Source organism: Flavobacterium sp. C4GT6, from assembly GCF_036347315.1.
Taxonomy (GTDB): Bacteria; Bacteroidota; Bacteroidia; order Flavobacteriales; family Flavobacteriaceae; genus Flavobacterium.
In genome coordinates this window covers 25,472-37,987 of the sequence record NZ_JAZGZU010000013.1, presented here as the reverse complement: position 1 = coordinate 37,987, position 12,516 = coordinate 25,472, and the positions used below count along the sequence as shown (strand labels likewise).

Sequence of the window (12,516 nt, the reverse complement as noted above, 5' to 3'; positions counted from 1 at the left end):
TTTTGATTGTTGTTAATCAGTATAAAAATCATTTGAGTTGAAATCATTAGCATTAAAATCGCCAACAGCTGTTACTACAATAGTTTGTGTGCTTCGGCATATTTCACCTAATTGAGTAATGGTCACGTTAAATTCCTGACTGTTACTGAAATCAAAGTTGTGGTCAGTTGTCCCATTGTCTGCAATTACCGTATCACTGCCATCGCCAAAATCAAACTCATAACTGTGGATATCATCGGCATTTGTGTTTTTAAAAAGGAATACATTTGGCTTGTTGGCGTCACGTTTAAAGTTCCAGGCCAGTTCCTGAGGACTCTGGATTGTAAGTTCAAGCGTATTGCTTACTTCTCCGCCCACTTCATATTGAAGGGTATAAGTTTGCGGAGTTTGTACACTGTTATGACCCGGTGTAAAGAAATACCTGTCACTGTGTTGTACAATGGCATCTTTTGCAGTGCCTGAAAAACTGCCTCCTGACTTCCCTGTAATAAATACTTCATACTCACCTTCCATATTATTATTACAGTATTCCAGTGTTTCCATTTCGATTTTTGGAGGAGCCGCTGTTTCCAGTTTTATCTCTATAGTATTGCCTTCACTACAGCAGGTATATGGCAGGAAGAAATCGGCAATAACAAGCTGCTCCAGTGAGTTGTTTTGATTGTCTCCGGTAACCGTTGGTGCAAATTGTAACAGGTCTTTAAAATTTTCCAGTATAAACCCGCTCATTTCGGCAGTGTAAGTAGCATCCAGTTTATATTTGGCTATTTCCATAAGGTTAGCCTTAATATTATCGGTTTCGTCCTTACATGGATTAATTGTTGTAGTAGGCTTTGTTTTGATTTGCGATTTGTAATCCTTGAATTTTATACTTTTTTCAAGCTCTGCCTTAACATCATCGGCTATTGGAATATTATGTTTATAAGCCTTTACCGAAGCCAGCAGGTTAGCATAAGAAGGGGGAGGGGCAGCCGCCTTAAAGATGGAGGAGTCTACATAAACCAAAATAAACGTACCGCCTTTAGTTACCCCCGCCTTATGTTCAAGTCCTGAATGTTTTTTTATGAAAGTTGAAAAGAATAGATCTTTATACACATTTTGCCATCTTACATAAGCTTCTTCATATATTACCGCAAATGGATCTTCCAGGAACAGTTCATTAATGTCGTCCAGCCTGTCTATTAAATCCTCTGCCAGTACCGAAAGGGTTTCCCTGTTAAGCTGTATACACCAACGGTGTAGCAGGAATACGTTATTAAGCTCTTTGAAAATTTCGTAGAAGCTGGTGAAATTAGGCAGGAATTCTTTTAGATCGTTTGTTAGCAGGTTTTTGATTTCCTGTAATATATTCTTAAAGTTATCTATGGTTTGCCCAGAAAGGATGTTCTCACTAATTAGTTTGTTCCTGCGGGTATTCATCCAGTTAAACACAAACTCGGTTATATTATAAAGCCTTTTACGGGCCAGGTCGTAATCGGTTTCAAGATCATCCCAACGTCCTTCAAACTTCATAATGTCTACTTCCTTGTCTGTAAAATCAACAGCATTAACAGCTGTTATTTTAAAAGGCAGACTGTTACTGTTTTTAATAAGCGTAAGGTCTTTTAATACACTTTTGTAGTTCATGCCTAAATGCCCTTCAATCCTGAAGAAATTATAAGGTTCTATATCAAAAAGCAAAGGTTGTTTTACTGCTTTAGTATTACTGTATCCGGCAATATCCGAATGGTAGGAAAGTATAGAATCGTTTTCCTGATTTTCCGTAAGTTCCGGACTCCATTTTTTATTAAGCTGAAGCACATTACCATAGTAATACGGAATAGCCTTTTCGCTAAGCATAGCCTTCCCATAAACCGACGGAGTTACTTTTATCTTTCCGTTTGCCGGAACGCTAAACGAATTGATAATATGATTAAGGCGGTCAAACAGCAGTTCCAGTTGTTTTAGCTTAGCTTGTTCTTCCTGCGATTTGTTTAGCGTTGCTATGAAAGGAGTCCTGTATTGTGTACCGGTTTCGGTACCATTGCCCAGTGCAACATGAAAAGGGAACAGACCTTCGTTTACACAGCATATTGTTGGATTGATTTTCCTGAAGGCAGCGATTTCATTATACGCTTCGGTTATATCATAAATCCAGTCCCACAGGTATTGATTGTTTATGGTTGACTTATGGTTATTTACAATCTCGTTTATCTTGTTTTTACAGTTTTGCAGTACAGGGAAGTTAGTATTACTGCCGTGGTTGTTTTTAAAATCGTTGTAAAGTGCAGCTACAGCATCTGAAACTGAGATAACAAAACTGTCACTATATACTTTATTGAACTGTTTTAAAACATCATTTCCTGTGTTGATATTAATGTAAGGGTCAACATTATATCGGGGGAAGGTAAGCTTAGGAGCTTTTGCCATAACCGTATGCTCATGGAAAACATCGGTATTAAGGTCGTCAATAGGAAATATAAGTGGACGCACGTTAAACTCCATACGTTTGCCCTTGTCATCACAATTGGTGTTTACACAGTTTTTTTGGTCTATTAGGGAAATCTCAAGTAGCAGTACAACTATTTTATCACTTAAAAAGTCTTTTGTAAGAGGCTTTTTAGTATTGTCGTCTGATGCCGACGTTACCAGTTCCATACAGTTTTTAACAGGTTCATACTGTGTAGCATATTTAAAGATACTATCCAGATGGGATTCCTGTAAGGAATCAGGTTTTAAAAACTGTTCGGAGATTTCGTAATCATGGTAATGTGTAAATATATTTTCCTTCCAGTTGATTTGAAAACCAAGTGATGTTACTGCCGTACCGCAGGATATTTTTACTGAATTTTCGCTAGGGGAAGAAATTTCAAGGCCACATACTATACCCAACCCAATAAGGCTTTTACGGGTTATGCGGTCCTGCTCTTCAAGATGGCTCACCAGCAGGTTGAGGTCTTTTTGGCTTAAAACCTGATTGGCTTCAAAAACCGGATAAATAGTTGTATTATAAGCTTCCATGATGTTTTATTATAAAGTTCCTAATGATGTTTTTCCCAGAGTAAGAGGCCTGCTTGATTCGCTTAATTCACAATCGTAAAGGTTACCTTCAGGATAAATGGTGTTAAGTTCTTTTAAGGCCAAAATGAGTTGGTTTAATACTTTTTGGTATTTCTTTGTCTCGGTGGCTGTTAGTAGGTTACTGCAAAACAGGAGTCGGTATTTACGAAAGGCATCAAGCCATTCCCTGTACTTTTGCTGGAACAGGAGCATATCCTCTATACCTACCCAACATATTTTAAACAGTACATGTGCGGGTGCTTCCTGCCTGAACACTTTTTCGGCATATTCCCTAAACACAATGTTTTTAAAGCGTGACAGGTAACCCGGCAGTACAATAGTAGCCTTAAAGGAGTAAGGATCGTTATTAACAGGGTCGTTGCAGTCGTCGTTAAGGCAAACCGAAAGCAAATCACTATCGGTAAATAGTTTATTGTCAAAAGGTCTTAGTAAAATATGTTCCAAACAGTAAAAGTTCTCGTAATAGATGTTGAGTTTGGCAATCATACTTTCCAGATAATCGTAGGACTGCTGTTCGGTATCAAACTTTTTATCCAGTCGGGCTATTTTTGTACTGTCATCTACCAGATACAACATAAACTTACTGCCGTAATTGTCTATTTTGTAGAGGTTTTGATCAAGGAAATGCAGTTGTGACCATTCCCATTTTTCCTTTAGGTTAGTAGCAGGAGATACGATTTTGAAAAGGAAGTCTTCTGTTTCGGTCTCAACGGTCCATTGTGTTTGCGGAGCATCTTCGGTCACGATATTACGTAGCCCTATTTCATTTATACCTAATAGTCTGGCAACTCGTTTTTCATAACCGCCACGATGTTGGGTATTCCAAAAATCATTAAGTTGTGGAGGGATAGTATTACTTTTTGCATTAAGGTAATTTATACCCAGACCTCTTTTACTGCTTATTTCGGGATAGGAGTTTATAAAATTTTCCTTATCGGTAATCAGGTTGGCATAGTCAAAAGCCAGTCCGCCCATGCCTTGGGTGTCATTTGCCACCCGATACATCATAAACACATAATCGTTAAAGCTTTCGGCAAAGCGGGCTATAAGGTGATCCAACACCTTGTTTCTCCTTGTGTAATACAGGCTTTCACTTTCGTATAGTGATACATAGTTAGTGGTAAGTCCGTTTATTAATTTAGACTCTAAATCCTGCCCGTATATTTCCTTAGAATAGAAATCACCACCTTCGGCATCGTTCTTATCGAGAAACGCAGGGAAGTAAGTTCTGGCAGCACCGTTAGTATCAAAAAGATCTTTAGCATTGTATAGCTGACTGAAAAAATCAGCTAGTAACTGTTCGTAAAAATACAGGTAGGCCTTTAGTTGTTTTACCTGTGCTTTCCGTAACTCAGGTGCTTTATCTGAAACCGGATTTTTACCCAGCCCATAATTGGCAGGGAAGTCATTTTGAATACTGTAATACTCGTTTAACGGATAGTAATTACCTGTTTCTGCCTCAAAATCGTTTTTAATATTTTGCAGTTTTCTCTGGCTAAACTGCGATTTGTACATTATAACCTTTTGTTCAGTAAGCATTTGTTGTGTTTCGGTAAGCAGGAATGGTATACCCTGCTGAAACAGTAACAGCTTTGATTTTGAGGCGTTAAATACAGGTTTTATATCTCCGGGTAATGGCAATACCCATTTTTGATTGCTGGATGCAGTTATGGACTTTCCTAATGCATTGTAGGCTGTCATCATGAGGTTTTTAACCGATTTAACACCGTCAATTTCCATTAGGGCAGCGATAATGTCTGACGCATGTATCTCTTCAGGAAGGGTCGCTTTTTCAATTTCCTCATCTTTAAGGAAGCCATGTATTAGCTTTGGACCAAGAAAAATATCTTCCGAATGATATCCTTCGTTTACCAGTTGTGACAGGGTATAGAAGTTTATTTTCGGACTGATAATATTATCAATAGCGATTTGTACCTGGCTCATTACCTCTATGGCATCACTGCCCGGTACAATATCAATATCGGCACAAATCCCAATATCTGTTTTTTGGATAACCTCAACACACAGGTAGTCTTCACACAGATTCCTGTTTTGTTGCAGACTGTTTGCTACACTGGCGGTAACAGTTTCAATCTTTTCTTTTTTGGTAGCAAGTAAGGCTATTACCTCACATACGTTTTTCTCTTTACCAAAGTAATTCAGGGCAATATCCAATTCACGGGAATCGTCGGGGAAAATCCTGAAGTGAAGTGAATCGGTAGGTTTGCTGTACCTGTTCACTACCAAATACACTATACCATTTGTTATTTTAATGCTATCTATAGTAATTTTAGACGGCTTATCCATTTTTTTGAACAGTGCTGTGTTGGGATGATTCCAGTTAGTAAATTGCGGAACGATTTTTAGTTTTACCCAATGGTCTTCACTCCAAAAAGCATGTTCTAAAACAAGACTGTTAAGGTCGCCCAAAACAGGATCATCTTCCAGTTCTATACGGACTTTATTAAGTCCTCTTAGTTTCAGTTCGGGTATTGTATTGTTTTTATTATCAGTGTTTTTAAGGCTAAGTTTATCTTCCCTTTTATTGATATACAGCTTGGCTTCGGTATCGTTAGGTAGTTTGTACCCATCTTCGTCGGTAGTTTTTTGTGAGGCAATAACCCAGGCATTGGCAATACCTTCTATATCTATTATCAGTTTCCTGTAATCAATTCGAATTAGGGGAGCATTGGTAAAAATATCCGATGCTTTGAAAAACGTATTGTTTTGTATAACCCCGTTTTTATTGGTAAGCAGGTCTTTTATATCAAAATCGGCTCTGTACCCCAGTTCGGTAATGGCATAGCAAAGCACATCCAGTATGGTTATACCGGGATCGTGGGCATTGTAGTCGGTCCAAAATTTATGACCAAGCGTTTCTATATGCTTTAATCCTTCCTGTAGCAGGAACTGAAAATCCTGTGACGGATTCAGTTTTCTGTCTTTCTCTATATAATAGTCCTGCGGCATGGCTTTTTATTTTATTTCCTCTATGAGGTGTGATTCATTAGGGATAAATAATGTAAAATCGGTTTGGGGTGTAATCTTGTTTAGGTTTTGGATATGGGAGTCTGTTATCTGGTTATTTTCATCCAGTAGGTATTGTGTAATCTTAAAATTGGTTATGTAGTCTACAAAATCCTGATTGTCTACCAGTTGAATGATGGATGAAAACTCAATTTCATTGGCAAAATTCAGTTCGGGGTCATCATAGGCCCACGGACTCAAATACCTGTTTATGGTTTCCTTTAACTGACTGATGTATAGCCTGCTGTCCATACCGGGTACTTCCCAAAACTTTACATTAAACTCAACCTTAATCATTTCTGCCTTTGGTGCCTTAACGTTAATGCGGGCATGCGCTGATGCTTTTTTACTTAAATGCTCTTTTATTAAAAGCATCTTATTAAGACTAAGCAGAGGTTTCCAGCTTATGTTATCTGTGTTTTGTGATTTTGCCACAGGTATTACCGTAATATAGCCGGCAGCTACGTTCGATATCTGAGTATCATACCTGTAATGATTTAGTGTTTTTACCCTGTATACTTCCGGGAATTCCTGTAAGACTATATGCTCATAATCCCATACGGTTATGGCTCTGTTTTTATGTCTTAGTCTTTCGCTTATCCTTGTGTAAAGGGATTCGTCTGCTTCGGCTTTTCTGCCCCCAAAAGAGGCATACGGCTGTAGTATCTTCTTAACCTGATTAATAGCTGTGTAAGTTTTGCTAATCGTTCCTTTCGGAGTATGTTCCAAAAATTCAGTACCTGTATTTTCATAATCAGTAAGTACTGCTTTTAGTGCCTGTACATGGATGCCTAAAATGCGGCAAACCGCCTGTATATTGGAAACCGATATACGCAACCAAAACAGTTTAGCCGAAAATAGCGTGTTATCATTGTTATAGCTTGGAACGGTAATGTTTACAAGCCCCGACTGGGTTAGGGAAAGAGTTTCGTCTCCTATATTTTGGGGTTCTATATCCTGCCACTGGTTGTTGCCAAGATAGGACCATTTTACTGTTGCAGGTTCCAGCCTAGGGTTTGCCGTACCTTCCTCCAGTTGAATAAGGAAGTTTAATCCGTCTTCATAAACTGCATTTTCAAATCCAAGATACATAAAACCTTCCTGAGCACTTGCAGTTGAGAATTTAAACAGCCCTTTAGTGAACTTTTCATACCCAAACGGAGTTGATTTAAATATCTCTACCGGATTCGCCTCGTTTGTTCTGGTAGTAAGGTTTATGGATTCGCTTACATTATACCAAAAACCAAAGTCATTATACTGAGGTTTGTATGGAAGTGTTCCGTCATTTTTAGTGGCATCAATGTAAGCTTCCATGTATTTTTCATTAGCATAATTGCTATCATTAAACTGAATTCTAAACTTACCATTGGATTTTATATCACTGCTGGCTATTTCGTTAAACCTGTAATCTGTTAACGGATAGTTGTTTTTGATTTCATTGTATTGGTTCGAAAACTGTACCCATACACCGTTGTGAAGCTGATAGGTAATAACCTTATTATAAAATATCCAGTTAAAGAAGAACGAACCGAATATAGCCTCTGCATTCTTTTTCATAAACAGCTCATTAGAGCTTATGTAAAAACTGTTACCACTTTTAGGAATTTCTCCAAACGGATAAAAGGATTTTTCGGGATCAATTGTACCAAAGTCCGATTCAATTTTGAATGATTTGAAACCGGCAACCTTTACAGTAATATCTATTTTACTTACAATATTTATTACCTCTGTACTTTTAGGTATTATTTTTAATACAGGGAAAGAAGTATTGATTTCTAAATCTTTGTGTAGCTTGGCATCATAAGGTATAATTGCCTTTTCATCAGCCGGGATACTTAGTTTAATTGCTTGTACAGCATCGGTGTTGTTTACTTTTTCATTCTCCTTTACAGTCAGTTCTATAAGTTCTTTTTCTCCAGAGATGTAAAAATCGAAATCGGTAGCATTGTATTGCTTATCATTGAAGGTAATATAGATGGAACGCTCACCACTTTGAAGAAATAATAGCGGACTGGCAATCATAATTCCTTCTCTTGTTTCTTCGGTATTTGTAGTAAAGGCATCAAATCCTTTTCCTGTAGTATTTAAATCGGTAAGTGTAGTTTTATAAAAGCTGTTGTTACTGTAATATTTACTTAAAAATGAACTGAGTTTTATACCGTTTATGGTTTGATCCTGAGTGGCACTGTAATATTTTTTCTGTCCGGCGCTGTTTTTCCCTGCCGGGAAAACAGTCCCTTTAGGTATAAGGAATGGTGTGGTGTTATGAGGCTGTACTACTAAGTGTACATAATCAGGCTTAGCCCTTTGGTTTTCAACCTTCAGTACGTTTTTATAGTAAAAGTCAAGGTGCCTTTTGGTAAACTCATTAAACTTATCTTTTGCTACCTGTAACAGTTTTACAAAAGACAGGAACAAAGTATAATGCGGAGAATGGTCAGGGTAATTACTTAACTGATTGTCTACTGCTTTTTGGGTAAAGTTTTTCCAGGACAGTAATAACCCGAAAAGCTGCTGTATAGCCTTATTGAATACATAGTTTTTTAGCAGTGAGGCTATATCAGATGAAGTGTTTACCATAGTAATGATATAGGTAAACCTTTCGGCTATGGTATAAGTAGAGGAAATAAGCGCTTCCTTTTCAAGGATGTTATCATCCAGTAATGCCGCCTTTTCCTTAAGTTCGTTAAACTGTGTTTCTATTTGGTTGAAATACTCCAGTAATATTGCCTTTTGTGAAGCATTATCGCTATTGATAAGTATTTCATTCTTCTTTTTTTCAAAAGAGCTTTGTAACAGTTCTATATTCCAGTTGGCAATCAGTATAAGTATGGAAGTGGATTCCCTGCCGAAAAACTCGGCCCATGTACCTTCTGGAATATTAAACTCGTTGTAAAACGTTACATACTGCGAAAGCTTCTGAACAAAAAGGATAAAGTCCTGTTCGTTCCTTTCATCCAAACGGAAGTAAGTGGGATCTAAAGCAGGGTTTACTCTGTTAGACTGAGTAGTTCCCATTCCGCTGTGTATTGATAATATGGAGTTACAGTTTCCCATTTTGTTGTTATTGTTTTACAAAAGTTCCTTCTTCCAGGTAGTAAGGGAATACATAGTTCTTTCTGGAGTTTGTAGCCCTTATGCGATAGGTAATTTCAATGTATACCACACCATTATTGGTTCCTTCAGTTTTGAAGTCGGTATCAAGAAGTTCAATTCGGGGTTCATACAGCACTATGGCATTTTCAATAATCCCCTTTATTTTGGTAAGCAGGGTTACCGTTATACTTTCATAAAGCATAGCTGAAAGGTCACACCCATAGTCAGATCGCATAATCCTTTCCTTTAACTGGGTGGTAAGTAGTATTTGCAGGCTTTGGTATATGTCCTGTTCATCACTTACTGTTTCTACTGTTGCTTTATGTTTATTGAAGGTAGGAGGGAAGCCCCATCCTGTCCCTAAAAAAGAATCCTTTTTCATAATTGTTTGGTTTTTTATCCGCCTATCATTACAGTAGGGCAGCCTACGGTTACCGTACCGCCATGAGCTGTTGGGTCACCCATTCTCACGGCAGATTTACCGGCAATAAAAACACTGGAAGAACCCGTTGTAAGGGCATCGGGCGCTCCGGCACATACACAATTGTCGCCCACTACGGCAGCAGGCATACCGCCTACAAGTACTGTGGTATTACCTCCCGGCAGTATAGGACCGCCTACATGAGGTTTAGGCCCGTCTGACATTGGGCAGGTATGCATATCTGTAGTTCTGGCTGCTGCTCCCATAATTAGTTTAGATTGATGATTGAACCCTTTAGTTCCAGTTGGCTACTTGCTTCAATACCGGTTTGTATGCCTTCTACCTTAATGTTTCCGTTTGCTTTTATATTGAGGTCCTTACAGCTTTCAATAGTAATTCCCTGGTCGTTGAGTATTACTTTGTTGCTGTTAGCGTCTTCAAGGGTAATCCCTTTTTGGTCGTCACTTATAAGAACCTTGTTTCCGTCGTTAGTGCTTATTTCAATACTTTTTGTTTCTCCGTCAATTACTATGCGGGTACCTTCTTTGGTCACAAACCCTTTTTTGTAATTATTAGCATCAATAGGAAAGGGCATTGGTTTATTACTACTGTACAAACAACCAAGCACCACAGGGGTATCGGGGTTATTGCCTATACAGCCTACAATAACTTCGTCATCCACATCGGGGATAAAAAAGCTACCCGTTTCGTTTGATGCATTGAGGGTTGCGAGCCTTGCCCATATACCTTCTCCGTTTTCCGACAGGATAGGGATGCGTACCTTAATCCTGAACTGGTTGTTGGGGTCTTCCTCTATTTGTGTGACTACTCCAATTTGTAATCCGTTTAGAGTATTGGACTGCCCAATCTGTGCCTGAGTGTTGTTAACTCCCGGTGAAGTACTTTCAGTAAAGGAACGTTCGCTTTCCAGTCCGAAAGTATATTCTGTTTTCCAGCAGCCGTTTTCAAAAGAATGTACTTCCTGTGAAATAAGCAGTTGTATATTATCTATGTCGTTATTAACCTTACTGAAGGTGATGTAATCGCCCAGTTTGGCACTTAGGTTACCAAAGGTGGTTACCCTGCCCTGAATAGCGGCGATGTTACTTCTTTCCAGTGTGGCATTGGCAATTTTTTCCAGTGTAGATTCCTGCAATGAGGTTTGGCTAACCCTTACCGTATGCGGATTCTCATCGGCATCCTGCTCACTTGACACACGACTCACCGACTGGCTTTCTATATCCCAGCGTTCTATGGTAACCGACGATCTTCTCTTTTCGGGGTCAATACGACCGTTAAACGTAAAAACATTAATGCCGTTTTCTGCCTTATAAGAAGGTTCATGGTTGGTATTCAGTATGTCAATTCCGGTAAATTCGGTATTGCGTAATGCGACCATCATCCCTATGGAATCCAAAAAACCTATAAGGTAATCCCAAGGCGTGGTTGAGGTATTGTGTGTTATCTGTTCCTCACTCCAGGGCTGATTGGTTAGGTTATCGCTAATACTTAGGTCTCTGGTAAAGAGCGTTAGTTTATCACCAAAAGTATGGTTGTTGTTTTCTTCTTCCGATGACGATTGTGTTAACTGCAATGCAATATCCTTACACTCTACCTTAGCCGTTATCTGTTCGCTTTCAATACGTTTATCAAGCGACTTTATAATCCCCTTAAAAATAGTTTCACTGCTGCCTTCAAAATTTACTTTTACCTCTATAGCTATAGGAGGATCACCTGCATTTCGCGTAAGCGAATTAATAGGCAGTTCCTCTTCTTCTTCCACATGGTTTGCCGCATCTACAAAAATGAACTTAGCTGTAGGAATCCTATTAAGTTCAAACTGTATGGTTGCTTCCTTTAGCAGGACATCTAGCCCTGTGTTTACCCCGTTAATAAGAAACTCAAGGTTGAGTAAAGTGTCTGAAGAAGGGTAATATGGCTGTAAATCAGGCATAGTAGGTTATTTTACAGGTGGGAATTTTATTTTCTGACCAAGACTGATGTTTCTGAAACTTAACAGTTTATTGTTCTTAGCTACATCTATGTAAAACGAATTGTTCCTGTAAATGTCTTCAGCTAAAAGGGTGAGCTTGTCATTCATTTTCACTGTTCTTTCGTGGGTAAGATCGGGTGAGCTGCGCTGTTCGCGGGCTACCATAACTTTGTAGTCTACAGTGCCCTTAAAGGTGCAGTTTACCTTTGCCCTTATGGGCCTGCCGTCTTTCCTGAAAAGAACATAATCAATATTCATACTCTTTAACCTGCAGGTAAGGCTGTAACCTCCCCATAAAAGCTTTAGGTAAGAAGTTTGGTGGGTTTCGCCATCAAAGCCCATTAACAGGTCCTTAAACGCTTCCACCTCTTTCTCTACGGTTTGTACTTCGCCAAAGGGATTTACTATGGCTGGTTTTAAGGCCTCGGCAACATCGCCAAACGCATCCAGTAAGTCTGATCCCTGACCGTTACCGTCTTTTATTTTCCCGGGAGGAATAATTCCGGTACTGTCAAACAGAAACTCAAAACTTACCTCTTCGCCTTCAATACGGTTAAACCTAAGGTCACTGCCGGTAGTTCCCATTGCCTGCCCGTCACAAAACACCACATTGTGCCTCATACTATACTTCTCAGGGTTTAGCTGTACAAAAATGGTTTTGCGTGGTGGTTCGGTATATTGCTTGGTAGGGAATACCTCAATACGCATTTTGTCTATACTTCCTAAAATTCCGGTTATCATCGTTCAGCCCTTTCTTTCATTATTTCCAGTACGCTTCGGGTACATTCCTTCACTATTTCCGATATCATTTCCTTTCGTACAACATTATCGGATTGTGGTGCGGCAGTATAACTTTCCCGCTGATTTTCAGCCACAGTTACTTTTATTCTTAATTCTTTGATTTCTATTACCATGGTTA

The 12,516-nt window shown here is 38.9% G+C and carries 8 protein-coding genes; all 8 read right to left on the bottom strand.

Features of this window, described 5'->3' with window-relative positions:
- Positions 1-12 precede the first annotated feature (12 nt).
- The 8 genes from V3Z67_RS14015 to V3Z67_RS13980 are packed head-to-tail and all read right to left on the bottom strand — an operon-like array spanning position 13 to position 12,511.
- Complete coding sequence (locus V3Z67_RS14015; RefSeq protein ID WP_330443903.1) at positions 13-3,000, bottom strand: hypothetical protein; 2,988 nt, start codon at positions 2,998-3,000, stop codon at positions 13-15.
- Between the two features lie 9 nt (positions 3,001-3,009).
- A complete protein-coding gene (locus V3Z67_RS14010) occupies positions 3,010-6,030 on the bottom strand; it encodes a hypothetical protein (protein ID WP_330443902.1) in 3,021 nt (1,006 codons plus the stop codon).
- A 6-nt stretch (positions 6,031-6,036) separates the two neighbouring features.
- Positions 6,037-9,144, bottom strand: coding sequence for a baseplate J/gp47 family protein (locus V3Z67_RS14005; protein ID WP_330443901.1), 3,108 nt, complete (start codon positions 9,142-9,144; stop codon positions 6,037-6,039).
- 7 nt (positions 9,145-9,151) lie between these two features.
- Positions 9,152-9,565: a GPW/gp25 family protein gene (locus V3Z67_RS14000; RefSeq protein ID WP_330443900.1), complete on the bottom strand. Its 414-nt coding sequence runs from the start codon at positions 9,563-9,565 to the stop codon at positions 9,152-9,154.
- A 14-nt stretch (positions 9,566-9,579) separates the two neighbouring features.
- A complete protein-coding gene (locus V3Z67_RS13995; RefSeq protein WP_330443899.1) occupies positions 9,580-9,870 on the bottom strand; it encodes a PAAR domain-containing protein in 291 nt (96 codons plus the stop codon).
- A 2-nt stretch (positions 9,871-9,872) separates the two neighbouring features.
- On the bottom strand, positions 9,873-11,558 hold the full coding sequence (locus tag V3Z67_RS13990; protein ID WP_330443898.1) for a phage baseplate assembly protein V: 1,686 nt from the start codon (positions 11,556-11,558) through the stop codon (positions 9,873-9,875).
- A 6-nt stretch (positions 11,559-11,564) separates the two neighbouring features.
- Entirely contained in the window at positions 11,565-12,338 is a 774-nt protein-coding gene (locus V3Z67_RS13985) for a CIS tube protein (RefSeq protein WP_330443897.1), read from the bottom strand.
- A complete protein-coding gene (locus V3Z67_RS13980) occupies positions 12,335-12,511 on the bottom strand; it encodes a DUF5908 family protein (protein WP_330443896.1) in 177 nt (58 codons plus the stop codon). The genes V3Z67_RS13985 and V3Z67_RS13980 overlap by 4 nt, the downstream gene beginning before the upstream one ends.
- Positions 12,512-12,516 lie beyond the last annotated feature (5 nt).

Excerpts from the sequence above, each read along its gene's own strand:
- V3Z67_RS14015 (WP_330443903.1), bottom strand. The coding sequence starts at position 3,000 with ATGGAAGCTTATAATACAACTATTTATCCGGTTTTTGAAGCCAATCAG.
- V3Z67_RS14010 (WP_330443902.1), bottom strand. The coding sequence starts at position 6,030 with ATGCCGCAGGACTATTATATAGAGAAAGACAGAAAACTGAATCCGTCA.
- V3Z67_RS14005 (WP_330443901.1), bottom strand. The coding sequence starts at position 9,144 with ATGGGAAACTGTAACTCCATATTATCAATACACAGCGGAATGGGAACT.
- V3Z67_RS14000 (WP_330443900.1), bottom strand. The coding sequence starts at position 9,565 with ATGAAAAAGGATTCTTTTTTAGGGACAGGATGGGGCTTCCCTCCTACC.
- V3Z67_RS13995 (WP_330443899.1), bottom strand. The coding sequence starts at position 9,870 with ATGGGAGCAGCAGCCAGAACTACAGATATGCATACCTGCCCAATGTCA.
- V3Z67_RS13990 (WP_330443898.1), bottom strand. The coding sequence starts at position 11,558 with ATGCCTGATTTACAGCCATATTACCCTTCTTCAGACACTTTACTCAAC.
- V3Z67_RS13985 (WP_330443897.1), bottom strand. The coding sequence starts at position 12,338 with ATGATAACCGGAATTTTAGGAAGTATAGACAAAATGCGTATTGAGGTA.
- V3Z67_RS13980 (WP_330443896.1), bottom strand. The coding sequence starts at position 12,511 with ATGGTAATAGAAATCAAAGAATTAAGAATAAAAGTAACTGTGGCTGAA.